The 25,124-nt window shown below is 37.3% G+C and carries 18 protein-coding genes and 1 pseudogene; 11 read left to right on the forward strand and 8 right to left on the reverse strand.

What is annotated here, in order from left to right:
• Positions 1-5 precede the first annotated feature (5 nt).
• Both JOC74_RS00985 and JOC74_RS00990 read left to right on the forward strand, forming a co-directional pair.
• Positions 6-287, forward strand: a pseudogene (locus tag JOC74_RS00985) (LysE family translocator); the annotation flags it as partial.
• Positions 288-672: 385 nt separating this feature from the next.
• The gene (locus JOC74_RS00990; RefSeq protein WP_053602541.1) at positions 673-1,074 is read left to right on the forward strand and encodes a YndA family protein; all 402 of its coding nucleotides are present in this window, start codon (positions 673-675) and stop codon (positions 1,072-1,074) included.
• A gap of 482 nt (positions 1,075-1,556) precedes the next feature.
• On the opposite strand, the gene JOC74_RS00995 is transcribed toward JOC74_RS00990, so the two are convergent.
• Together JOC74_RS00995 and JOC74_RS01000 are read right to left on the reverse strand one after the other, a co-directional pair.
• A complete protein-coding gene (locus JOC74_RS00995; RefSeq protein WP_053602542.1) occupies positions 1,557-2,657 on the reverse strand; it encodes an acyltransferase in 1,101 nt (366 codons plus the stop codon).
• A gap of 950 nt (positions 2,658-3,607) precedes the next feature.
• Complete coding sequence (locus tag JOC74_RS01000; RefSeq protein WP_053602543.1) at positions 3,608-3,904, reverse strand: hypothetical protein; 297 nt, start codon at positions 3,902-3,904, stop codon at positions 3,608-3,610.
• Between the two features lie 329 nt (positions 3,905-4,233).
• Here JOC74_RS01000 and ppx point away from each other — a divergent pair, with 329 nt between their 5' ends.
• Positions 4,234-5,763 (forward strand): exopolyphosphatase, encoded by a 1,530-nt coding sequence (ppx, locus tag JOC74_RS01005; RefSeq protein ID WP_053602544.1) that lies wholly within the window; start codon positions 4,234-4,236, stop codon positions 5,761-5,763.
• Between the two features lie 128 nt (positions 5,764-5,891).
• Positions 5,892-8,003, forward strand: a complete 2,112-nt coding sequence (locus tag JOC74_RS01010; protein ID WP_082363701.1) for an RNA degradosome polyphosphate kinase — start codon at positions 5,892-5,894, stop codon at positions 8,001-8,003.
• A gap of 138 nt (positions 8,004-8,141) precedes the next feature.
• Here the strand turns inward: JOC74_RS01010 and JOC74_RS01015 are convergent, their stop codons facing one another.
• Entirely contained in the window at positions 8,142-9,923 is a 1,782-nt protein-coding gene (locus JOC74_RS01015; RefSeq protein ID WP_053602545.1) for a glycoside hydrolase family 66 protein, read from the reverse strand.
• Positions 9,924-10,080: 157 nt separating this feature from the next.
• Positions 10,081-12,654: a glycoside hydrolase family 31 protein gene (locus JOC74_RS01020; RefSeq protein WP_053602546.1), complete on the reverse strand. Its 2,574-nt coding sequence runs from the start codon at positions 12,652-12,654 to the stop codon at positions 10,081-10,083.
• Between the two features lie 671 nt (positions 12,655-13,325).
• Here JOC74_RS01020 and JOC74_RS01025 point away from each other — a divergent pair.
• From JOC74_RS01025 to JOC74_RS01035, 3 genes are read left to right on the forward strand one after another with little or no spacing between them, the layout of a single operon-like run.
• Entirely contained in the window at positions 13,326-15,134 is a 1,809-nt protein-coding gene (locus JOC74_RS01025) for a sensor histidine kinase (RefSeq protein WP_053602547.1), read from the forward strand.
• A 2-nt stretch (positions 15,135-15,136) separates the two neighbouring features.
• Positions 15,137-16,714: a response regulator transcription factor gene (locus tag JOC74_RS01030; RefSeq protein ID WP_053602548.1), complete on the forward strand. Its 1,578-nt coding sequence runs from the start codon at positions 15,137-15,139 to the stop codon at positions 16,712-16,714.
• Between the two features lie 18 nt (positions 16,715-16,732).
• A complete protein-coding gene (locus JOC74_RS01035) occupies positions 16,733-18,019 on the forward strand; it encodes an extracellular solute-binding protein (protein ID WP_053602549.1) in 1,287 nt (428 codons plus the stop codon).
• A 191-nt stretch (positions 18,020-18,210) separates the two neighbouring features.
• On the opposite strand, the gene JOC74_RS01040 is transcribed toward JOC74_RS01035, so the two are convergent.
• On the reverse strand, positions 18,211-18,408 hold the full coding sequence (locus tag JOC74_RS01040) for a hypothetical protein (protein ID WP_053602550.1): 198 nt from the start codon (positions 18,406-18,408) through the stop codon (positions 18,211-18,213).
• Between the two features lie 284 nt (positions 18,409-18,692).
• Here JOC74_RS01040 and zupT point away from each other — a divergent pair, with 284 nt between their 5' ends.
• Together zupT and JOC74_RS01050 are read left to right on the forward strand one after the other, a co-directional pair.
• The gene (gene zupT / locus JOC74_RS01045) at positions 18,693-19,505 is read left to right on the forward strand and encodes a zinc transporter ZupT (RefSeq protein WP_053602551.1); all 813 of its coding nucleotides are present in this window, start codon (positions 18,693-18,695) and stop codon (positions 19,503-19,505) included.
• A gap of 121 nt (positions 19,506-19,626) precedes the next feature.
• Positions 19,627-19,761 carry an anti-repressor SinI family protein gene (locus tag JOC74_RS01050; RefSeq protein WP_225970327.1) on the forward strand — a complete coding sequence of 45 codons (135 nt, stop codon included), beginning with the start codon at positions 19,627-19,629 and terminating at the stop codon, positions 19,759-19,761.
• 187 nt (positions 19,762-19,948) lie between these two features.
• On the opposite strand, the gene JOC74_RS01055 is transcribed toward JOC74_RS01050, so the two are convergent.
• The 3 genes from JOC74_RS01055 to JOC74_RS01065 form a co-directional block, all read right to left on the reverse strand.
• On the reverse strand, positions 19,949-20,653 hold the full coding sequence (locus JOC74_RS01055) for an esterase/lipase family protein (protein WP_053602552.1): 705 nt from the start codon (positions 20,651-20,653) through the stop codon (positions 19,949-19,951).
• Positions 20,654-20,802: 149 nt separating this feature from the next.
• Positions 20,803-21,801, reverse strand: a complete 999-nt coding sequence (locus JOC74_RS01060) for an inorganic phosphate transporter (protein WP_053602553.1) — start codon at positions 21,799-21,801, stop codon at positions 20,803-20,805.
• Positions 21,802-21,812: 11 nt separating this feature from the next.
• A complete protein-coding gene (locus tag JOC74_RS01065; RefSeq protein ID WP_053602554.1) occupies positions 21,813-22,430 on the reverse strand; it encodes a DUF47 domain-containing protein in 618 nt (205 codons plus the stop codon).
• 418 nt (positions 22,431-22,848) lie between these two features.
• Between JOC74_RS01065 and JOC74_RS01070 the strand changes: the two genes are divergently transcribed.
• Both JOC74_RS01070 and JOC74_RS01075 read left to right on the forward strand, forming a co-directional pair.
• The gene (locus tag JOC74_RS01070; protein ID WP_053602555.1) at positions 22,849-24,024 is read left to right on the forward strand and encodes a branched-chain amino acid ABC transporter substrate-binding protein; all 1,176 of its coding nucleotides are present in this window, start codon (positions 22,849-22,851) and stop codon (positions 24,022-24,024) included.
• A gap of 110 nt (positions 24,025-24,134) precedes the next feature.
• Positions 24,135-25,118, forward strand: a complete 984-nt coding sequence (locus JOC74_RS01075) for a branched-chain amino acid ABC transporter permease (RefSeq protein WP_053602556.1) — start codon at positions 24,135-24,137, stop codon at positions 25,116-25,118.
• Positions 25,119-25,124 lie beyond the last annotated feature (6 nt).

Here is a 25,124-nt window from a genome sequence, read left to right on the forward strand (position 1 = left end):
TCCTCATGAATATTACATCTTTTGTAGTGTACTGTTTTATTGTTACTTTTACACCAGGACCTACTAATATCGTCATATTATCCACCGTGCATAATTCTGGGACAAAAAAGGCAATGGAATATACGTATGGAGCAACTATTGCTTTTGGTTTATTACTTGCTATTTCTGCTATGTTGAATAATATACTTGTAACGATAATACCCAAAATTTTGATTGTTATGCAGATAATCGGAAGCTTTTATGTATTGTATCTCGCTTATCAAGTTTACAAAAGCAATGAAGGTAATTACAACTATAAAGGAAATGCAGGGCCATTTTAAAAGTTGACTTTTTCGAAGATCCAGGAGAGATATCTCTTCATTCAAAAGAAGAACTTCAAATTTTGTTAGAAGATTATTACGGTCTTCCATACGTAGAATTAAAGCCCATCGAATGGTGGGCTTTTTTTCTTCTTCAAATCCACAAACCCAATAAAATTCGTATCGCCTTTCATATCCGTAACATGAATTTGCTTGATGTAAGGGTTTATGCAATGAACAAATCCCTCAATTTCACGAATTCCAGTGAAAATGCCATCATTCAAAAAATGATTTTATTGGAGAAATAAGGAAGATTTTAGTAGTATATGGCGAATAAGATTTTTCAAGTCAAAACGGGAGAGGAGGTATGAGTATGAAAAAGTTTAAAATGATTGTCGTGGCATTGGTCGCTGCGTTGTTGGTACCTTCTTATACTTTTGCAAGCAGCATAGGAACTTTGGGTGCTGGGGAATGGGATTACTTAGGAGAAGAAACTCTTTATTCTAACGGTGCTGAAAGTCATGTGTATGCCTCTACTGGTGGAGATTATAGGATTTGTCGGGACAAATACGTGGGTCCAGATAGTGAGTTAAAAGTTGAATTATGGGAATACGATCCTACAAGTTATAATGATTATGTAGGAACAAGATATCTAGGATCAGGCGAATGTGGGGTTTTCAGAGGTATTGGTAGCTTTGTTGATGGAGGAGATGAAGCGGAATTTTTTGCGAAATCAAGGACTAGCAGTGATATGCATTTAATCTTTTATGATTAATTCACCAACTGAATGAAAAAAGGATCTAGGCTTTGGTCTGGATCCCGTCAAGTAGATAGCCGTTGGAGACCTCAAGAAAGAGTGGAAACACTACAAACCAGCGAAAGCTAGGATATGTGAAGATTTGAAGTTCTATGCACTGAAAGATAATTCTCTCTAAGAATTAAAGCCCGAAATTGCCACATCCAAATAAATATGATTCATTAGAAAAACTTCAAGACCCTCGTCATTAGAACGGGAAAAACATTTGAAGTTCCATATGATAGCCTCGTTAAGTTTAAAACGGATATTCGTGAAGAATTATGGAGTGAAAAACAACTGACCATTTTTATTTCTGACGTGTTGATCTGGGTCGATGCAACACAGATGGTGCAGACATGATCCATCATACAAGAAAAAGCCCACCAATCAGTGAGCTTTTTCGTTTTCTCCGAATATATACACCATTAACAGATTAATTAATTCTGAAAATCAGTGAGTAATTAAGTAGTCTTTTTATTAAACCCGTTAGGTATAAGATAAAGATATTTCTTTAAAACTTGTAGCAATCTATATACGAAATAAGAAATAATAAACACTATAGGAGTAATGATAAAGTAATCTACGACACTGTTAGTAAAGAACGGTTTATTTAAAGAAAGTAAAATTTTGTACGTTTCAAATAAAACACCTACGTGGACAATATAGATGCCTACTGAATTTTTTCCTATTTTAGATAAATTAATGTCTTTTCCTAGTTTAGGACTGTTAAGTACAAATAAAAACAATGAAATTGATAGAAAGATCGTACTAATAAAGTAATCGCCTTTATGACCTCCTAGAATATTTACAAGCAAAAACCTTTCGGCCACTTCCAGACAAGAGAATAGTAAAAATAATAGTAAGTAAATAGAGGGCCTAGCGGACAATCGGGCTTTGATTGATTCATAATAATAAGAAAAGAAGCTTCCTAATACCGTATAAAATAAGCCGAAAAATAGAGCATCCCGTGTTTCAAAAGAAATGTTAAAAAAGACCGAATAGGATTGACCGAATAACCCGACTATATACAGAAACAAACTTAACACTAACAATAAAGAAATTCGCTTCATTTTAAAGAAAATGTATACAATGCCAATACACCAGATAAGAGCAATTAAATACCATAATTGAAATCCGTTAAACCCGTGGCTGGTGGTTTCGCAATAATAAAAAATTTTTTCCAGTGCTAAAGCTGAGGTAGCATAGTTTAGTGCATCTGCTTTTCTATCTGCCCAAGTTCCACTTTCCTGGAATAAACGAAGTAAAACACCAAAACATAAATAAAAAGTATACCAGCATATATAAAGCTTTGTGATATTCAATGTGTATTTTTTAAAATACGCAAAAGGGTTAGGTGTCATTTTTAGCTTCTGTGTAAAAAGGTAGCCTGAAACTATAAAAAAGAATGGAACAGCAAACCGAGCGAAAGTATCAACAACGATGTCTAGAGGTGTTTCTTTAACACTTTGAAAGAATTCATCATTTGTCGGGTTTGCGTGAATAGCTACGACGAATAGTGTTGCAAAATATTTAATGAAGTCAATTGAATAATTGCGCTCCATGCTTAACCATCTCCCACAATTTTATGAAAATTTTATATATAATTTTACATTAATTATACAAAGTTTACCATGAATAAAATACATCATTTTTTTTGAATTTAATGGGTTTTAAAAAGGGAAATAGTAGGAGGGAGCGCTGTAAGAAAAAAGACACCAGAAGACTACTGACATGGTCAATCATACGAGAAGAAGCCTGCCAATATTGCCTAATTTGATCTTGATAGATCTCTATTTGAAGTGTTTATCCCTTATGGGGAGACATTTTTACATTAATAGCCCGCTTTATTTGAAGGGTGCTAGTTTGTTTAAATAAGCCTTTAGGGACCAACGCTTTTTTGCGCCAAACCTTTCTGAGTTTCAATTAAATAAATTTAATATAACTTTTCCTAACCATCTGATTGGATAGATTAAATATTCAATAAATTGAATAAGAATATCAAATATATGAATCATTACAGTGTTGTCTCTGTCATTCCTTCTCTTTGTTTTTTTCATCTTTTTTGAAGCCCTCCTAACCCAATCTTTAAAGGAATCTTATTTGCTGCTTCGTTTTTTTCTATGTATTGTGATTAGCATGATTCTGCTACAAGGAGAAATGAGAAATTCTTGGTTAATTGATATTTTAACATATTTTAGAAATTATTCATTGTTTAAGTATCAAACAACTTAAAAAGAATCCATTTTAATTAAATTTTTTAAAACGGATTCTTTGTAATTTTCTGTAATACGCAAAAATACTGTCAACAAGGATAAAAACTACAAAAAATTAAAGCATCATGATAAACGATACTTTTTTAAAACATATTTGAACTGAATGATACACCTGGTTAAAAGTTGATTAATGATCCTTATTCAAATATGATATTTTACTGTCAGCATGTCCTAAATTATGAAAAAAGATTAGGATGTATCCTTGATTACATAAAAGAGTTGCCGCATATTTGGTAGATTTAGTGCTTAAGCCACTTACTTTCCATTAACGAAGGTTTATGTTCAACAGCTGGTTCATCATCATCAGCAGGTTCATTTTCAGTTACAGGTTCTTGTTCTTCTTGCTCAGTCACACTTTCATCACAAGATATAAGCTCATTTTCAATTGTAGTTTCTTGTTCTGTCATAGATACATGTTTAGAGGAATGTTCATTTTCAGTTGGGGGTACATGCTCATCTGGGAGTCGGGATTCTGATGTTAGAGCTTTAACTAAGACTCGGGTTGGAATCTCCCAGACAGATAACTGATTGCACATGGTTTTCACTCCATTCAAGTTTTATATTAATTATATGAGTTTTGTGATTAACCTGATTGGGTCAGTATCAATAGACATGAGTGGAAAAATATCGATTGAGAAAAATCCGTAAATTCACTGAGTGGAATATCCTCCATCAACCATAATAATTTGGCCAGTTACAAAGGAGGCTCCATTTCAATATATTTTAGAAGAGATTCTGTTGTATATGCTAAAGTCATGTGAAATTAGTAATAAAATTTTTTTAGAAGATAAAGATTGACTCTAACCACCCATAAATCTAAGATATAATAAAATTGTCTAAAATGATCTAGGGTGGTCTATAAAAAATGATGCAAAAAAAGTATGCAATTATTGATATAGGTTCTAACACAATGAGGCTTGTAATTTATTTGCTTGATAAGAGCGGTAGGTTAAAAGAAATAGAAAATGCAAAAGCTGTAGCTCGTTTGCGTAATTATTTGTCAAATGATGGTTTTCTAACAGAAGAGGGAATTCAAAAGTTAATTTCGACGCTTAGAAGCTTTCAAGAGGTGACGAGACACCACCAGTTGAAGGAAGTAAAGTGTGTGGCAACGGCAACGATCCGGCATGCGAAAAATCAACAGACGATCCTTAAAAGAGTTCAGGATGAAACAGATTTTGATATGAGAATTTTATCCGAATATGAAGAAGCCTACTTCGGATACTTGGCTGTTGTTAATTCGACGCCTTTTACAAGCGGTGTCACAATTGACATCGGTGGAGGAAGTACGGAGCTTACATATTTTGAAGATAGAAAATTGGTGAGTTACCACAGCTTTCCCTTTGGGGCATTATCATTGAAAAAGCAATTTGTAGAAGCAGAAAAACCTACAGACATTGAGCTAAAAGCCATAAGCAATTTTATCAGTGATCAATTTAAATCACTTGAATGGGTTCAGGACAAGAGATTACCGATTATTGGCATAGGCGGGAGTGCACGAAACATGGTTCAGATCCACCAAGAGTACACGGGATATCCGCTTTCCGGACTGCATCAATATATGATGAGCAGTAAAGATATCTGCGAAATAAACGACTTTTTAAAGCCAATGACTTTTTCAGAATTACAGCGGGTCGATGGCTTGTCAAAGGATCGAGCAGATATTATCCTCCCGGCGATCGAAGTATTTAAGTGCTTACTGGATACCGTCAATACAGATCAGTTTGTTCTTAGCAGAAAAGGGCTTCGTGATGGAATCTTTTACGAAGAATTGAAAAAAGAAAATGGAACCTCTCTTTTTCCTAATGTAATCGAAAAAAGCTTTAGTCAATTAGCTACAGATTATGAAATTAACATTAATAACGCTTGGAAAATGATCGATCTTTCGATACTGCTTGCCCGTCTCTTGCATGATGCCGGTCTGACAAGGATTGATGAGCAGGACACTTCTCTTCTTAAACGAGGTGCATATGTTTACAATCTGGGGTCGTATATTGATTCAGAAACGAGCAGCCAGCATACGTTTTATTTATTGGCAAATCGAACTATTGATGGATTGCTTCATAAAGAAAGGATCCTACTTGCATTATTAGCATCGTTTAAAAACAAATCGGAATTCAAGCGAAATGCTGACCCGTTTCAGCAATGGTTTTCAAAAAGTGAGCTTGCGAAGTATCGTTTATTGGGAGCAATTCTTAAATTTGCTCATAGCTTAAATGCTACCAAACGGAATATCGTGAAGAAGATAGAGCTGGAAGAAAATGAAGGCGATCTTAATTTTTTCGTGACTTGTAATCAAGATTGGAAACTTGAGCAGTATCAAACTGAAAAACAGAAAAAACATTTAGAAAAGCAATTAAAAAAGTCAATTAATATATTTTTCACAGAAGAATAATTCAGCTTGTCACCTTTATTAATAATTGAAGTACAATAGTGTTAATTTTTACGAATATTTGACATTCACAATTAGCTATTAATGTTATAATTATCCTAGAAATTTGTCGAAAAAAGGTGGCATTACGATTGAATAAGAGAATAGAAAATGAAATCGATCTTAGCTGTCCGAAGTATTACAACAATCGAGAATTAAGCTGGCTTGCCTTTAATAATCGTGTATTAGAAGAAGCGCTTGATGATCGGAACCCTTTATTGGAACGGTTGAAATTTTTAGCTATTTTCAGCTCTAATTTGGATGAGTTTTTTATGGTTCGTGTGGCTGGACTTAAGGATCAAGTAAAAGCTGGATTTAATAAACCTGAGAATAAGGCAGGTATGACTCCGAAAGAACAATTAAATGAAATTGCAATTAAAACACATTCCCTGGTTAAATTACAATATGAGGCTTTTAATCAAATCCTATTGCCAAGGCTTAAGGAGGAAGGCATAGAGTTTCTAAAAATGGAAGACTTGCCGGAAGAACAGCTGAAATGGATGGAGGATTATTTTGACGAGAATATTTTTCCTGTTCTAACTCCAATGGCAGTTGATGCATATCGTCCTTTTCCAATGCTTTTAAATAAAAGCTTAAATCTTGTTATTGTGATTGAAGACCATAGTGAAAGTATAGATGAACGGATAAAAACGGCAATCGTCCAGGTCCCTTCTGTACTGGAGCGGTTTGTCCGCCTGCAAACTTCTGATACTAAAGCGCAATTTTTATTATTGGAAGATGTGATCAGCAACTTTATTCATAAATTATTTAAAGGATATAAGGTGGTTTCAGTCTCGGTATTTCGCATTACAAGAAATGCTGATTTAACAATTCATGAAGAAGGGGCCCGCGATTTACTTAAGGAGATTGAGAAAGAGTTAAAAAAACGTAAATGGGGCGCTGCAATAAGACTTGAAATTCAACAAAACGGCTATGATCACAACATTTTGAAGTATTTAACGGAAGAACTTGAAATTCATAAAAAGGATGTTTATGAGATTGACGGACCGATCGATCTAACCATGCTTTTTAGCTTCTACAAAGAAATTAGTAAAACGAGAGAGCACTTAATGTATCAGGCACTAATTCCTCAACCCCCCCGTGATTTAAATTCTGAAGAAGATATATTCAAAAAAGTTACCGAACAAGATATTTTGCTGCATCATCCATACGAATCGTTTGAACCGGTAGTTGAATTCGTATCTGAAGCAGCCGATGACCCAGACGTATTAGCGATTAAGCAAACTTTATATCGAGTTAGCGGAGATTCTCCGATCATTGATGCGTTAAAAAGAGCTGCAGAAAAAGGAAAACAGGTGACTGTCCTATTTGAGTTAAAAGCCAGATTTGATGAAGAAAACAATGTACAGTGGGCAAAAGAGCTCGAGAAAGCGGGCTGCCATGTTATTTACGGAATGACTTATTTAAAAACACATAGTAAAATTACGCTTGTGGTTCGTAAGAAGAATAATCGAATCGAGCGTTTTGTTCACCTCGGCACCGGTAATTATAACGATCAGACAGCAAAAATGTATACCGATTTAGGTTTGTTTACTTCTAAAAGGAAGTTTGGAATTGACGCTACCAATTTCTTTAATCATTTAAGCGGATATACAGAAAATCCGACCTATCACCATTTATCCGTGGCACCATTTGAAATTAGAGATGACTTTATTCGGTTGATCGATGAGGAAATCAACTTTCAAAAACAATATTCGAATGGCCGGATCATTATAAAAATGAATTCATTAACCGATAAAGTCATAATTATGAAATTATATGAAGCATCAAATGCCGGGGTTAAAATTGATTTAATCGTACGCGGAACCTGCTGTTTGCGTCCGGGACTTAAAGGAGCCAGTGAAAACATTACAGTACGCAGTATTGTCGGAAGATTATTAGAACACAGTCGTATTTATTATTTTCATCACAACGGCGAAGAGAAAATCTTTCTTTCTTCTGCTGATATGATGACCCGTAATATGGAAAAACGTGTAGAAATTTTATTTCCGATATTTGACGGTCCTAATAAGCAGCGTATTCGTGAAATTTTGGATGCTTCACTTGCAGATAATATGAAAGCACGCGAGCAGGACGATACAGGAGAGTATCATTACGTAGAAAGAAACGAGGATGATCCGGAAATAGATAGCCAGCTGATGCTGTTTAATAAGGCATATCGAGTGAAGGAAGATGAGGAATAGAAGTACAGCAGATATTAACAAATAATTATCACTATTAAAAATCGACAGGGCAAATGCCTTTTGGACATGCCCTGTTGGAATGCTTTCATGACGTCAGTAAGCTTAATATTAGCGAAACTGATGTTTTTTTATACAATCTTATTCTTCGTACTCGATAACTAACATGTCCCAATACGTTAACGAAGGTAGAGTGAACGATACGTCCTTGCCTTTTTGTACAAATGGAACAGCAATCGGCATTGAGGATTTTGTATCCGGAGATGCCAGCCACATTCTGTTAATCTTTTTTTCTTCCTTTATCGTGAAATCTAAATTGGTACGTTCAGACGGAGCGGGCTGAGCAGCATCAGAATCGCGCCATTCCATCGTTTTGGCGTCTAAAAAGTTAATAAAATGAATGATTTTTTGTTTCTCTTTTTGTTTAGGCAAGATCCATATTTGTCCTTGCACAGCATCCCCGAATGATAAAGGAATTCCTTCATTAGAGGTTAATTCAATGCTTGAATTTGTCACATTCTCTCGCAGGATGTTTTCGTATGCTGTTAAAAAATCATAGTAATCAATCATTTTCTCTTGCAAGCTTGCCTCCATATTTAATTGATGAAGGGGGAAGTATTCTTTTGACAGCATATGCTCTCCCTGCTCGAGATGGGCTCCTCCATTTGCAAAAATCACTGCATTCGCCGATAGTATTCCTGCTTCATTGAACGAACCAGGCTGGTTGGAATGATTATAGTTCATATAAGCTGCTAGAACAGAGCTTTCATCTCGTTTTGAGAGGGAAGCATTTTCATCCAGGATTCGTTTTAAATCACTGTATGATTTGTATTCATCCCACACCTCTGTATATAGAAAAGAAGGTGAAGCTTCTGCTATCGCTGATTGCCCGTACTGATTGACAGCATTCATCACAATCTCTTTATCGGGAATCTCTTGTTTTATTTTTGAGAGAAACGGTTGAAAGCCGTCAACAATTTGTACTGGACTTCCCCACTCGTTAAATACATCACCGCGATCTCCCAATTGATCAATATGCCAGCCATCAAACGGAAGACGACGATATACGTTTTTTTGTTGATTAATAATATAATCCTGCCACCAAGGATTCGTCGGATTCATAATATTTACATTGCTTTTCCATTGGTCAGGCAGCGGGTGCTGGTCAATGATCTCATGCTGACTGTCTTTAAACAAGTGCCATTCTCGTGGAATGTCTTTGTTTTCGAAAGAACCATACAATAAGTTATAAGCCATTGTTTTCATGTTTTTCTGATGGGCAAAGTCAATGTATTGCTTGACGGTTTCAAGTGAAATGTCACGGTTCGCGACATCCTGCCAGTGTGAGGCAGGGGAATCTCCCTCTGTTTTAAGCGGCTGTTGATGCTCTTCATGCCAGTCATAAAATTGCAATCCATTTATGTGATATCGGTTTAAAGAAGAGATGACATGGCTTACATTTTCCCCAGTCGATTCGCCGAATTCAGAGAGAAACCCATAGCGGGGGAATTTGCTCCAATCGCTTGAAACATCGACTGCAATCGTTTCCGTCTGCACGTGATTACCTTTAAACATAGTGATCTCAGCTAAGTATCCTTTATAATCATCATTAGGAGGATTCCATGACCACGATTGTTCGGTTGAATCGTTCACTGAAAGAGTTTGCTCTTCTATTTTGCGATCTAAATGATAGTAAGCTATTTTTATTGTTTCGGACTTCGTTTGATTGCTTAGGCTAAAAGTGACTGCATCACCGGGAGAGTAGTGTGATTTATTTGTTTGCAGGTTGGTAAATAGGTTTTGTACTGGAATGAGATCGATTTTGGGAGATGCCTTTTCACTTAAAAGTGTTTTATTGCTATAGATTGCAAAAAGGGAGAGGAGTACTGCACCGAGAATTAAAATTATTGTTTTCCATTTCATTTTGTTTCACCAACTTTATTGAAAAACTTGGCTTCGCCTATTACTACTAGCGAAAGCCAAGTTTCCTTTTTATGCCTAGTTTCGAACTAGATAAACTAGTCGAATTTAAGCTTTTTATGAGTTTTAATAATTTAACAGGAACATATCACAAGAGTGATTAGTTATTTGTTAAATTGGCGTTCACTTCCACTTTGTTGTTGAAGTTCACTTGCACTTTTTTCTTTTCTTCTACAGGAATATTAACATAGACTGTTTTCGTCTTTTCATCGTAGAAGAAGGAACGTTTTGTATTTGTCAGGTCATCTAAAGAGTTAACCTTTTGATATTTGTTGCCGCCTGCCTGTACTTTTTCCGGAGCTTCTTCATTGTTGAGCTTAATTGTATATTGCTCAATTTTAGAATCAAAATGATCAGCTTCCAGTGATTTCGAGAATTCGATTTTGTTTCGTTTTTGTTCAATGTTGAAGTTCGTTACATCGAATTCACCTTTTTCATGATCAAGCGATTTGCTATCGTCTTCATAGAAGCTATAGCTTGCTTCATCATCTACGTAAGTATCGAGCACAAGGTTTGTTAAATCTTTTTCACCCGTATGCTGCTGAACTTCACGAGTAGGCACAATTGAATCTTCTTTCATGAAGATTGGCAAGTGATCAAGCGGAGCGTCGACAGAAATCGTTTGACCGCCTTCGTATTCTTTCTTCGTCCAGTAATCGATCCATGTTTCGCCTTCAGGTAGGTAAACTTCACGGCTCGTTTTTCCTTCTTCAACAACTGGTGCAAGCATCATAGAGTCACCGAACATGAATTGGTCACTAATATTATAAGTGTTCTCATCTTCTTGATAATGATAGACAAGCGGCTGTTGAACTGGTTTACCAGTTTCAGAAGCGTCTTTAAATGCATTGTATAGGTAAGGCATGAGCTGATAGCGCATTTCAATATATTTTTTGCTGATATTTTCTACATCTTTTCCGAATGACCATGGCTCCTGATGATAGTTTCGATCACTCCACTGGTCATAGTGAACACGTGCAAACGGCAAGAATGAGCCTAGTTCGATCCAGCGAGCGAATAATTCAGAATTTGCTTGGCCGCCAAATCCACCGATGTCATTTCCGACAAAAGATGCTCCGGAGAGACCAAGGTTCATATTCATTGGTAGAGACATTTGTAAATGTTCCCAAGTACTCATACTATCGCCTGTCCAAATTGCAGCATAACGCTGGGATCCGGCAAACATATCACGAGTTAAGATGAATGGTCTTTCATTTGGCTTGCTCTTCTTCCAAGCATCATAAGTTGCTTCATTTTCTAAGTGTCCATATAGATTATGGAATTCAGAATGAAGCACCTTGTTGTTCTGATCATCTTCTCCATATGAATCGAGCGGCAGCGTGTGGAAATATCCATCAGCGTCATTGAATACAGCTGGTTCATTCATATCATTCCAAATACCATCAACACCCTCATTCAGAAGGGAGGAGGCAATATGGTCAGACCACCAGTTCTTCACATCGCTATTCAAAAAGTTAGGGAATGCGGAATCTCCTGGCCAGACAGGACCGATATAAGGCTTTCCGTCTGATTGTTTCACAAAGTAGTTATTCTCTATTCCCTCATTATAAATGGAATAATTTTCATCTTTTTTGACACCTGGATCATTAATGGCTACAGTGTGAAGGCCTTTCATATTTTCAATTTCTTTAAAAGCGTTCTTGTATCGGTCGCTCCACGTAAAGACTCTGTATCCATCCATATAATCAATGTCAAAATTCAGCGTATCGAGCGGAATCTTTTTATCACGATAAGTTTTGGCAATGTCAACAAGTTGTTCTGGCGTATAAGCCCATGCACTTTGCTGGAGACCCAAAGACCATTCTGGCGGAAGCTTAATCTTACCAGTTAATTCTGTGTATTGTTCAAGAACGTCGGAAATTTCAGGTCCATTCATAAAATAGTAAGTTAACGGACCGCCATTTGCATAAAAATAGTAGTAATCGTCAGACTTGCTTGCCATTTCGTAATAAGAGCGGTGTGAATTGTCGAACATAATTCCATATGCTTTCCCATCTTTTAGGCCCATAAAGAATGGGATGGAAGCATAAACATACTTTGTTTTATTGGTATATCCATATGAATCCATGTTCCACATGCCCAAACTTTTACCACGTTTATTTAACGTACTGCCTGTTTGTTCTCCAAATCCATAAAAGTTCTCATCTTTGGACGTTTTTTTGTAAACGTAAGGCTTTCCGTTCTCGTAACCGGAACTTGCACCATTTTTCATGTAATCTTCGTTGATCACGTTACCTTGCTTGTCTAAAAATTTCACACCAAAAGGCGATTTGCTGATTTTAATTGTGAGTTCTTTAGTTGAAATCGTATACTCATTTTCGCCATCGGTAGTTTTAAATCTAGGTGTCTTCCAATCTTTCTTTTGAATAGCTGGAGAATCTTTTTCCTCTTGGCCATCTTTTAACACGGAAACCTTTACTAGATCTTCAGAGTAAATACGAATAAAAGCATTATATTCTCCCAGATCAAATTGGACACCATTTTCTAATTTTTTAACTTCTGTGGCAGAGAGCTTTTGCAAGTTTTCCTGATTCAGCGGAGTGTCTGGATCTGGCTCTGCTGCAAATGCTGCGTTAATGTTGGAAGTTAATGCGACAATTGTTACGATAGTTACTACGAATAATGCTCTGAGTGATTTCTTTACTTTTAACACAAAAACACCTCAAACTATTCTTTTTTTGTAATACATTTTTGAGAGATACGGTCTACGGCAACATTTTTCTCGTTTTCACTAGTTCATTTCGTTTTTATTTATCACCGACTTTACAAAAAATTTTTATAGAAAACTCCAAGAAAAGGAGTTAACTAAAAAAATAGTAAAAATAGATATATTGCGTTACGCCTATTCAAAATTAGCAACAAAATTCGACAAGAACAATGGGGATTAAATCCTATTAAATTGATAAGCGCTTTCAAAAGAATAAAAATAGTTTCAATATTACGATTTAACAGAACTAATTTAGCGTGACTAAAGGATTAGGGCATTGTTTATCTAACAGGTAAATTTTTTACGATTTTTAATGTAATCGTGGTTGAATATGGGAAAAAATAGCCTGTACGAACTAAAGGACTATAGTCTTTAATGCTTTATTGCATTTTAATACTCTCTTATATATGGATATATTGTAAAAAAAGAACACCAAGGCACCTTTTTTATTGAATTAATTGTAAAAATGGGATATTTTATGAAGTTTGTAAGAAAAAACAATAAGGTGTTATCTGGATATGAAGAATAGGGATATTAATTTCCATATCCTGCATTGGTAGAATACGTGTCTATACCTGTACAATGGTGAAAGAAAGATTTGAACTAGGTGGGGTGTTATGTCCAGAAAATTTTTTACAACTTGGAGCTTTTCAACTAAAATAATCGTACCCTTTCTTCTTCTAATTCTCATTCCGATTCTTTTTACTTGTTTGTCTTTCTATTGGGAATCAAATACTATTTTGAAGAAGAACGTAAGGGAGTCCACTATACAAATCACGAAACAGACCGCGGAATCTCTATCTTTTATCTTAAACGTGGGGATAGATACTTCAGATTTCATTAGCAGCGATTTGAAGATTCAACAAGCCGTTTTACAATTGGATGAACGTTCCTCATACGAACAAGGAGAGAATTCCCAATATATAAATAGCTTACTAAACAATTTGGTCTATTCCAATTCCTTTGTCAGTATCGGTTACATTTTTAACGAGAAAGGAGAAGGATGGGGGAGCGGCACCTTTTCTGAAGCCAGGCTTAAGAAAGGGCATTTTTCCAATCAACAGCTTGTAAAGGAAGCCAAACGAAAGAACGGAGAATTGGTTTGGCAGGGGCTTCAGTATGACCGTTTCAAAGGCGGGAGTGCCAATACAGATTTAGTTCTGCCAATGGGTAGGGTTCTAAAGGATTTTGAAACTCTGAATAATATAGGGATCGTACAGGTTCATTTAGATGGCCGCTCGATTTTGGACACGATCAGCCAATTAAATCTGGGTAAAACTGGAAAATTTTTCGTCGTCGATACCGAAGGAAGGATCATGATTGATTCTAATCTCGATTTGATAAATAAAAAAGTGGACAATCCTGAGTTATATCGACATATTGTGTCTGGGAATGCAGCAGAATTCGAATATGACGTTAATGGCGTTCCTTATTACGGTGTAAAGCAGTTATTAAGCAATGGCTGGATAATTGTTGGTACGGTCCCGATTCATGAAATCAGCGGTCAGTTGGACAGGCTGCAATCTTGGATATTTCTTTCTCCGGCTATTTTCTCGCTGATAGCTATCGGTATCGGACTTATTATTGCCGGTTGGGTCACGGGCCCAGTAAAAAAACTAACCCAGAGTATGCAGCTTGTACAGCAAGGGAGACTAAAAGTTAGAACGCCCGTCAAATCATCAGATGAAATTGGTTTTTTAAGTATGCAATTTAATAAAATGCTTGATAAAATCGAACTTTTAATGCAACAGGTAGAGGAAGAACAGAGTGAGAAGCATCATGCGGAGCTTCGTGCTGTCATTCATAGAGTACATCCTCATTTTTTATATAACACACTCAGCACACTCCGCTGGCTTATTCATTCGAATCAAAACGATCGTGCTTCTCATGTTTTATCGGCACTTAACCACTTGTTAGAGGCAAATATGAGCAAAAGCGGAAACATGATAACCGTTGAAGAAGAACTGGACATTATTCGGAAGTATTTGACGATATTAGAGCTTCGTTACGAAAAAACATTCCACTTGGATTTAGATGTTGAATCGGGTACAGAGAAATTCATCATTCCCCGAATGCTGTTGCAGCCTATTGTGGAAAATTCCATATTTCATGGCATTGTGCCGAAAAATAAGGACGGCCTAATTTTTATACGAATTCGTCTAAGTGAAGGTGACTTGAAATTTCTTATCAAGGATGACGGCGTAGGTATTGAAAAAGAGAAGCTGAAGATATTAAACGATCCGGAGGCCGCCTTAAAGGGAAAAATCGGAATTGGGCTCCGCCATATCTTTGATACGCTGAGGCTTTATTATACAAAAGATTGGAAATGGTCGATCTCAAGTACACCAGATCAAGGAACAGAAGTATGTATTGTATTGAAAAACGTTATGAAATCTGCTACTAGAATTAGCAAACAGGGGGAATAATCATGTATCGAGTTCTTATTGTAGATGACGAGCCTGCCATTCGAAAAGGGATAGCTTCCATTATTGATTGGGAAAAGGAAGGTATGCAAGCTGAAGACCATTACGCTAATGGAAAGGAAGCAATGGATGCTTTGGATAGAAGCCCCTGTGATATTCTCATCACCGACATTAAAATGCCGATAATTGACGGGATTGAACTTATGGAGCAAGCATTAAAACGCTATCCTTCGATAAAAGTAATCATGATCAGCAACTACAGCGATTTTGAATACGTCAAAGAAGGGATGAGACTTGGGGCTGTCGATTATTTATTGAAGCTAACCTTGAAACAAGAAGATCTTCTTTCTGTCCTTCGGAGATGTATTTCCATGCTTGAGAAAGAACAGAAATTAGAACGTGAGATGAATGATTATCAAGAGGGAGCAATCTATCTGGAACGAAAAAAGGTAGAGCATGAAATCAAAAGATTGATCGTTCAGGAACGTAGTCCTGAATTGCCAATGATCTGGGCACCACATTGGTTGGAAAAAACATATGACTGTATTTATCTTATGTTGGATCATGCCGAAGAATGGAGAGAAAATCAAGGATATCTTTATGTGAATGTCCTGTTAGAGGATTTGCAAGAAGATTTCTATAATAAGATAGATACAGGTATGGCACTGATAGTATCTGAAACGGGCATGTTTTTAATTCTCCCTGATAACAATGGTGAATCTGAGCAAGAGCTTCTTCAGTGGAAGGATTCAGTGGAAAAACAGTGGAACATTTCAACTTCAATCGGTCTTGTGAGGAAGAAAGGAAAGGAATGCATTATCCAAGGATACATGCAAAGCAAATCAGCCTGCCACAGACGTTTTTTCGAAGGGCTGGGTAAGCTATATATTATGGATGGTGCAAAAAAAGAGGCTGAAATCAAGGATGCTGAAATAGATAGTGAAAATGTTTTAACATCTTTCTATGAATTGATTCGTAATGGCGATCCGGTTTCATCCGCTATTGAAATTGTACTCAAACGGTGGAATAGCGGGGATCTGAATCCGGAACAAGTACAACAAGAAGCATGCAGCCTGCTTAAGGGAGTATATGATCTGTATGAGGATTCGGGCATTCTGCTTTCTGAACAACATGATCAACTCAAACGAACAGAGACATTGGAACAACTCGTATCCCTTCTAATTTTTCACTTGGAAGAAATTACGAAGCCTTTTATTCCGAAATTGCCTAATAACGGCCAAGATGGGCAATTAATCACGAAGGCGCTCGAATATATTGCCGCTAATTATCGAGAGAATTTAACGCTTCAGAGTGTAGCCGAGTATGTTCATCTAAGTAGAAGTTATTTCAGCCTCTTTTTCAAAAAACACACCGGACGAAACTTTATTGATTATTTAATTGATCTGCGGATAAGGGAAGCCAAGCGGCAATTGACGCAAAATGATAGCCGGATTTACGATGTAGCCAAGGCCGCAGGTTTTAAAGACGTTAAATATTTCAGTAAGGTGTTCAAGAAAGTAGCTGGATCTACTCCTCATGAATACAGGGAAAAGCACCATAAAAAACGAATGTCTATCGATTAAGAAAGGTTGGAATTAAGAATGGCCCTCAAGTGGATATCGATTTTTCTGATCATAGGATTAATTGCCGGCTGCGGAAACCAGTCAGTGATCTCTAATCCAAAAGAGGTTGAAAAGCTTCATAAGAACCAAAAAACGTCCATTACGTTTTGGCACACATATAACGACAAAGAAACCGATCTGCTTGAACAGAATATCATTCCAGCTTTTGAAAAGGCACATCCGAACATTCACGTAGAGTCGATTAATTTAGCTTCAAATTCAGAATTAAATAACATCCTGGTGGCCCAAACATCTTCAAAGCGCGGTCCGGATGTTGCCAGGCTAGATGTAGGCTTGATTGCCGAATTTTCAAATAAAGAGCTTCTTGAACCTTTATCAGAGCTGCCGGATTTCAAAAGTATACGCCAAAGGTTTCAACCTGAAGCAATGGAAACAGGCTATTATAAAGGTGACTATTACTCCATTCCGCTTAACTTATATACGAAGGCGGCTATCTTTAACCAAGAGTTATTAAAAGATGCAGGATATTCTACACCTCCAAGTACAATGGATGACGTATTAAAGATTGCCCGCAAGCATAACTATACAATTGGTCTCGGAGGGTTGGATACTTGGGACACAATACCATATATTGAAAGTCTTGGCGGGGTTATTTCAGACGAGAAGTTCAGTAAGACTTCCGGTTATTTGAACAGTGAAAGAACAATTCAAGCGGTAGAGCAACTGAAATCACTTAACAAGGAACATGTTATTAATATTCCTGAATATTCCGACGTAAATTTGGATCAAATTGAAAATTGGGACGAGCTTATGAACGGAAAAATGTTGATGGTTGATGAAGGTCCCTGGTTTTACTACAATTTACAAAGTGAAGAGGAATTGAATCGAGCCTTGAAACTGACCGTTCCTGCACCCTTTCCACATAATGAAGGACCTGCTAACGTCATTGGCGGCGAAAATTTAGTTATGATGAAGGGGACCAAACACAGATTAGAAGCTTGGACCTTTTTAAAATGGATGACAGAAAAAGAAACGCAGCTCACCATGACGAAAAGCGGATTAATACCAACGAATAAGGCGGCAGTCGATACATTTACATCAATGCAGGATTCTTATCACTTTCCTTATTCAGAAACTGCTGATCAGGCCTTCTCGTGGCCTCCGGTCAAGAACTGGAGCAAAATCGAAGAAGTATACACATACTACTTAAGTGAAATATTCAAAGGGAAATTATCCGTCAAGGAAGGTTTGGATCGTGCTGCGGCTGAAATAGACAAATTGTTAGCAGATTCTGATTCAAGATAGAGCAGGTTGTTTGACAAAGATAAGAAAAAAATCACCGATTCTAGGCAAATTAAAATTGAGTTTTAATGGCCGTCTCCCGACTTTGTCGGGTTTTTTTTCTGGAGCCATTACGATTGAGCAGAAGAGGATGAAATCGTAATGATAGATCATGCTTTTAAATGTCTCACCATAAAGCTTTCAACAAAATAATGCTATGAACTTTTATGGCCTTGTTTTAATATATCAAATCGCAATCCTGATTCTTCCTTGCCGCTGATGACGATCTTTTCTCCGGTTTTTAGATTCACCACGATGTAATTATTCGTTATTACAAAATCAGCAATATCTTCTGTCTTATTAAGAGTTTCCTGGATTTTACGCCTGTTTACATAATAGTGATTATCACTCATTTTTTCTCCATTCCTCTCGTCAGATTTTCAGCTTGACTCTGTCTTATGGTGAATTTTTTATTGAAGTCCCTTTGTAAGATAATAAATGTTAAAATAGTTGCATCCTAAAATAGTCATTACATATGATTATTGTAATGGTTTCCTTACCGCTTGAGAAGCAAATAGCAAAAATGTTTCGAAAAATCAATAATGATATATTCTCGTGCCTTTTGAAATAATTGTGAATGATTTGTTAAGACGGTTTATATTTTACACATAATAACCTGTATAAGGAGATATAATTGATGGCAGAAAATTTGATTGTCGCATTTTTATTAACATTAATCGCTGGCCTTGCGACGGGTATCGGAAGTGTTCTTGCGTTTCTAACATCCACCACAAACACAAAATTTCTATCACTAACTCTTGGATTTTCTGCTGGGGTCATGATTTATGTATCAATGATTGAAATTTTTGTGAAAGCAAAGGATGCGCTTGTATCATCAATGGGGGTTCAATTAGGAAATTGGCTGACAGTGGCTGGTTTTTTTGGCGGAATGCTTTTGATTGCTATGATTGACAAATTTATTCCTAAGCAGGGAAATCCGCATGAGCTGAAAAAAGTGGAGGATATGGAAAAGCCGGAAAAATCGGTAGTGAGAGATCCTGAGCTATTGAAAATGGGGACATTCACCGCGCTCGCAATTGCTATCCATAACTTTCCTGAAGGGATAGCTACTTTTACATCTGCTCTTCAAGATCCGGGGCTCGGCATCGCAATTGCATTTGCAATCGCGATTCATAACATTCCGGAGGGAATTGCCGTATCAGTCCCTGTTTACTTTGCCACAGGTGATAGAAAGAAGGCATTCAAGCTGTCGTTCTTGTCTGGATTGTCGGAACCAATTGGCGCGCTCCTTGCTTTCTTGATATTAATGCCTTTTCTAAATGACTTAATGTTTGGTTTAATCTTTTCTTCTGTTGCAGGCATAATGGTTTTTATATCCCTTGATGAATTGCTTCCGGCTGCTAAACGATATGATGAGGCTCATATGTCAATTTACGGATTGATTGGCGGAATGGCAGTGATGGCACTTAGCTTATTGTTATTTATTTAATCTGCATGTTTTTTTAAAAAAAACAAGCTTTGAAAAATTTTTTTCTATCGACAAAGAGTTACATAAAATTCACTCCCAAAGCGTTATGATTATGCAAAAAAGCAGCAAAGGAGTGCCTGTGGTGAGTAAAGAAGGACAATTGCATTTGGATGAAGAATGGATAGAATTAATACGTGAAGCCTTAGAGGCAGGAATATCCTCTCAGGAAATCAGAGAGTTTTTAATTATACGTTCTTCTTTGCCAGGTATAAGCTAACTCCCACTGTGGATTTTGTAAAAAAAGGTGTGTCCGAAAAACACAAATATAGTGTTAACAGGCCACAATTACTTTAATTCCAAATTCGTGTTATACGGTCAGTCTTTTTGTTTCTTTTAGGAAAAAACATTAAATATAAAAAAGAATCCCACAGAAATGTCTGTGGGGTTTTTTACAGCTTATATGTCTATCTTAGGGCTTCTGCTACGTAAGACATCACGAGCGAGTCTGACAGTATTCCAACATGGCTGGGTTTCGAAACTTGTATGTTATTCGCTCCTTTAAGCGGGGAAGAAAGATAAGGAACGACTTTGTCTCCTTTGCTATAAATGGACGTATATCTTATGATATGATCACGATTTGATCCATCAGGAGTTTCATCATTTTTATTTAATTGCGCCAAAAACGTGCTGGTTGGAGCCATTTCATTTCCGCCGTCTGTGCCTTTGAATCTGTCACCTGGGATCCCGTGATGAGGAGAGCCTAAGGTAATAACATGATCAATCGAATCGTGCGTATTCATATGCTCAAGATAGTAGCGGACACTCAGCCCGCCCATACTGTGAGCAATAAGATCAATCTTGGATTTTCCCGTCCGTTTTTTTACCATCTCAATATGATAGGAGAGCTCGGCCGCGTTTCTTACATTGCTTCCAAAATGGTCTGTGAAATTGACCGTATATAAATCATCCTTATTCCAGCCTTGATCGATCAAATATGATTGAAGCGTGGCAAAGCTGGAACCGGATCCTCCATAGCCATGAACAAAAATGATCGGATTTTTGTCCACGGTAGGTTTTGCCCTCAAAAAAGCAGGATTAGATACAAATAATAGAAAAAGGAATAAAATAACGGACAGCTTCAATAATGCTGAAGATGGATGTGTTGTCATCTGTTGCTGCCTCCAATTTGAATTTAGGGTTGGATGAAATAGTTTATCCAGTTCATTTATACCATTCTCTTAAAGAATTGAACAGAAAAATTTAAGAAAAATTGGAATAAAAAAAACCGCCTATTATGGCGGCAAAGAAATCTAATCTTTTAGAAAAAGATATTTAAGATATAATAAGCAATTGCTCCAAGCGTTCCGCTAATCGGCAATGTAATCACCCACGTAATCAGCATCCGTTTTGCAGTGCCCCAGTTTACGCCTTTTACCCGGTGAGACGCTCCAACTCCCAATATAGAAGAAGAAATAACGTGTGTCGTACTCACAGGGAGGTGGATAAAGGTTGCGCCGAAAATAATTGCAGCGCCGGTTAAGTCGGCGGAAACCCCATTTACCGGGCGAATTTTCATAATTTTTGCTCCGACGGTTTTAATGATTTTCCAACCCCCAACAGACGTACCGAGCCCCATGGCGATAGCACAGGACACTTGAACCCAATAGGGAATATCGGTTGAGCTGTGAAGATTCCCTGCGATCAATGCCATCGTAATGATCCCCATTGCTTTTTGTGCATCATTAGTGCCGTGCGTATATGATTGCAAAGCAGCTGTAACGATTTGAATATGGCGAAATCGTTGGTTTGTTTTTGCCAGATTGCTGTTTCTGAATATCACCTTAACAATGCTGTAGACGATAAATCCCATAACAAAAGCAAGGATAGGTGAAAAGAGCAAGGCCTGTAAAATTTTAAGAAACCCTTTAAAGTTAATTGCTGCAAATCCTGCTGAAGCAATGACTGCACCTGCAATCGCACCAATAATGGCATGTGATGAGCTGCTTGGTATTCCGTAGTACCATGTTAAAAGGTTCCATGTGATAGCAGCAATAAGAGCCGCCAGAATGACAACTGATCCATTTTCAAGCTTGAAAGGATCCGCAATATCACTCGTTATCGTTTTTGCAACACCTGTAAAGGTCATCGCGCCGACGAAATTCATGACTGCAGCCAATATAATCGCATGGCGGGGCTTTAACGCCTTTGTTGAGACAGATGTGGCAATCGCGTTTGCTGTATCATGAAAACCGTTGATAAAATCAAAAGCTAAAGCGAAAATTACTATAAGTATGGTTAAAACAAAAAGAATATCCATGACTTTACACTCTACGCATTCTTCATAATGATGGTTTCAAGGTTATTTGCAACGCTTTGGCAGGAATCAGCAATTTCCTCAAGCGTTTCATAGATTTCTTTGTATTGAATGACTTTGATTGGATTTGTTTCTTTAGCAAATAGATTTTTTAGCGATTTTCTAAATAGATTGTCACAGTTATGTTCGTGTTCTTTAATTTTGATCGCATGCTCTCGGATGTCTTTTAGGCGGTTATTCGAAAGCAGATCCATTGTAATTAAGATTTCTTTCGTGCACTCTCGGATATTACTTGAGAATTTATCAATATGTTCGTCAGATGAAGTAATCGAATAAATTTCCATTTGAGCGGAAAAATTCTCGATTCCATCCAATACATCATCTAAACTATTTGTCAGCTGAAGAATATCTTCTCTTTCAATCGGTGTAATGAATGCTTGGTTTAATTCTTTAATGATAATGTGAACTTGATTGTCGCCTTTCGTTTCATACTCCTTTAAAGTATCAGCAAATTCTTTCAGTGTGGTAAGATTGGTTACTTTATAGTTAACAAAGTATTCCGCTGTCTCATCAAGAATTTTTGCCATTTCCATTAAGAGCAATGAAAATTTATCTTTTTTTCTTTTTATCATTTGAAAACCCTCCATCTTTATATAGCCAATTCCTTCACAAATTTTCATTATACATTTTCTTGTCGAAAAAAAACAGAATTTGTAGAAAAAAAAGATTGGAAATCATAGAGATTTAAATTTCATCCTGCGCTAACGGGCTGTAAGACTCATGTATAGGCGTAAAAAGTCCTAGTGTGATTAGGATGCCCTATTTTTCGCATTGTAAAATATATACTTTTATCAATTGGCGAACAGTAATTTATTCAGAAAAATAATAAAATTCAAAAAACTTTGTCATATTATCTCTCACAATTGGTGTGATCTAATCTACGAAATTTTATAATTTGAAAAAGATTACTTTTGTTTAGGGATAGGAGGGAGTCCTTAAGACCTACATATATGCTTGTAAATTTAAAACAATGGATTTGGAGGGGGAACAATGCTTAATAAGAAAGCATTATCGTTATTGGTAACAGCATCTTTAGGAATAGCTGCACTTACAGGGTGCGGAAACAACAGCGGAGCATCAGGGGATTCATCTAATAAAGTTATTAAAATCGCATCGCAGTCTCCGTTATCAGGCGGAAGCGCAACGCTTGGAGATGCTTTGAAGAATGGTTCTGAACTGGCTTTAAATGAAGAAAAGGACAAGTTTAAAGAACTGGGGTATACGTTGCAGTTTGAGCCGCTTGACGACCAGGGAGATCCTAAAAAAGGAGTTGCGAATGCCGAACAGATTGGTTCTGACAGTGACGTTTACGGGATCATCGGCCATTTAAATTCCGGTGTTACCATTCCTTCATCTGAAGTTTACGAAAAGTACAACATTCCAATGATTTCTCCTGCGGCTACAGCTACTGATGTGACTGACAGGGGATTGAAAACGGCAAACCGAATCGTCGCAAGAGATGATTTCCAAGGTCCTGCCGGTGCACAATTTGCCATGGAAACCCTTAAAGTCAACAAGATATTTATCATTCAAGATAAAACGGCCTATGGACAAGGACTCGCCGAAAATTTTAAAGGCAAAGCAGAAGAGCTTGGCGCAGAAATTATTGGTGAAGAAGGCATCACAGTTGGGGAAAAGGATTTTAATGGCGTATTAAGCCAAGTCGCTTCAGTTAAGCCTGATCTTGTTTATTTTGGCGGTCTGTACGCTGAAGGCGGGCTGCTGATCAAACAGGCTCGTGAAAAAGGGATTACTGCAAAATTTATGGGCGGAGACGGTCTTGATTCATCAAGCCTTGTAGATATAGCAGGCGACGCAGTAAAAGATACGTACATTACTTCAGTAGCCGGGGTTTCAACAGATACGAAATTCGCGAAAAACTACAAAGAAAAGTTCAATAAAGACGCTGAATCATATTCGATCTATGGCTATGATTCTATGAAGGTTATGCTGTTAGGGATTGAAAATGCGATTAAAGAAAATGACGGAGAGATTCCGGCAAAAGATGTTGTTGCAAAGGCAGTCCGATCTGTTTCCGATTACAAAGGGGAAATGACTGAGGTTGGCTTTGATGAAAAAGGAGACAACAAGTTCGCGAAAATCTTTATTTACAAGTTTGCAGAAGCTGCATACCCTCCAAAATTAGAGGGGGAAATCTCAAAATAAGAATCAAAGAAAGGGTATAGTCTTCACGCCTATACTCTTTTTCTCTTAATAGAAGCTATTGTTCAGCACTTTTTTAAAAAAAACAAGATATTCGGAAAGGTAGAATGCGTATGGAGCATTTACTTCAAACCCTGCCGCAAGTTTTAATTGACGGACTTACTCTCGGGGCTGTTTATGCCATCATTGCCCTCGGATATACGATGGTTTATGGGATTTTAGAGCTTATAAACTTTGCCCATGGAGAAATCTTCATGACAGGGGCATTTATCGGCACAGCTATACTTCTTGCCATGACTGGATTGGGGTGGATCTCTGTTCTGCCAGGCGTTGTCACACTCGTACTCATACTGCTTATTACAAGTATGGCAACAGGATTTTTAGGAATGGGCATTGAACGGATCGCTTACCGCCCTTTACGAAAAGCAACAAAACTGATTACTTTGATTACTGCGATTGGTGTTTCATTTCTTTTACAGGATATTGTGCGATTCATTACCGAGTTAAGCAGAGGGAATTTTATCGTGAATACTCCTTCGATATTTCCCGGGAATTTCAATTTGCAAACATCATCCATTTCATCCGTTTTTGGCGATGTATCATTAAAAACTTCCTTTTTGGTTGTGCTAATAGTAGCAATTATATTAATGGTAGGACTCGAAATTTTTGTCAACAAAACGAGGTGGGGCATGGCAATGAGAGCAGTCGCTCAGGATCCGGATACGGCTTCGCTAATGTCCATCAACGTAAACAAAGTCATATCGATCACTTTTTTTGTTGGATCAGCACTTGGGGGAGCAACCGGTGTATTGTTTGCAGTCCATTATGGTACGATCGATCCTTATATTGGCTTTATTCTTGGGCTGAAAGCTTTCACTGCCGCAGTGCTCGGGGGGATCGGAAACATCCGCGGCGCAATGGTCGGGGGCTTGCTGCTAGGAGTATTGGAAATGTTCGCAGCCGCAAACCTGTCTTTGCTCACAAGTGGCGTATTCGGAGCGGAATATAAAGACGTTTTTGCTTTCTCGATTTTAATCATCGTATTAATTTTTAAACCTGAAGGCTTATTTGGAAAAGCCGTAGTTGAGAAAGTGTAGGTGAAA

The organism is Bacillus capparidis (assembly GCF_017832095.1).
In the GTDB taxonomy this organism is placed as follows: Bacteria; Bacillota; Bacilli; order Bacillales; family Bacillaceae; genus Bacillus; species Bacillus gobiensis.

Coding starts and splice junctions, on each gene's coding strand:
- JOC74_RS01055 (WP_053602552.1), bottom strand. CDS start 20,653: ATGACAACACATCCATCTTCAGCATTATTGAAGCTGTCCGTTATTTTA.
- JOC74_RS01075 (WP_053602556.1), top strand. CDS start 24,135: ATGGAGCATTTACTTCAAACCCTGCCGCAAGTTTTAATTGACGGACTT.
- JOC74_RS01035 (WP_053602549.1), top strand. CDS start 16,733: ATGGCCCTCAAGTGGATATCGATTTTTCTGATCATAGGATTAATTGCC.
- JOC74_RS01070 (WP_053602555.1), top strand. CDS start 22,849: ATGCTTAATAAGAAAGCATTATCGTTATTGGTAACAGCATCTTTAGGA.
- JOC74_RS00995 (WP_053602542.1), bottom strand. CDS start 2,657: ATGGAGCGCAATTATTCAATTGACTTCATTAAATATTTTGCAACACTA.
- zupT (WP_053602551.1), top strand. CDS start 18,693: ATGGCAGAAAATTTGATTGTCGCATTTTTATTAACATTAATCGCTGGC.
- ppx (WP_053602544.1), top strand. CDS start 4,234: ATGATGCAAAAAAAGTATGCAATTATTGATATAGGTTCTAACACAATG.
- JOC74_RS01000 (WP_053602543.1), bottom strand. CDS start 3,904: ATGTGCAATCAGTTATCTGTCTGGGAGATTCCAACCCGAGTCTTAGTT.
- JOC74_RS01040 (WP_053602550.1), bottom strand. CDS start 18,408: ATGAGTGATAATCACTATTATGTAAACAGGCGTAAAATCCAGGAAACT.
- JOC74_RS01065 (WP_053602554.1), bottom strand. CDS start 22,430: ATGATAAAAAGAAAAAAAGATAAATTTTCATTGCTCTTAATGGAAATG.
- JOC74_RS01015 (WP_053602545.1), bottom strand. CDS start 9,923: ATGAAATGGAAAACAATAATTTTAATTCTCGGTGCAGTACTCCTCTCC.
- JOC74_RS01060 (WP_053602553.1), bottom strand. CDS start 21,801: ATGGATATTCTTTTTGTTTTAACCATACTTATAGTAATTTTCGCTTTA.
- JOC74_RS00990 (WP_053602541.1), top strand. CDS start 673: ATGAAAAAGTTTAAAATGATTGTCGTGGCATTGGTCGCTGCGTTGTTG.
- JOC74_RS01025 (WP_053602547.1), top strand. CDS start 13,326: ATGTCCAGAAAATTTTTTACAACTTGGAGCTTTTCAACTAAAATAATC.
- JOC74_RS01030 (WP_053602548.1), top strand. CDS start 15,137: ATGTATCGAGTTCTTATTGTAGATGACGAGCCTGCCATTCGAAAAGGG.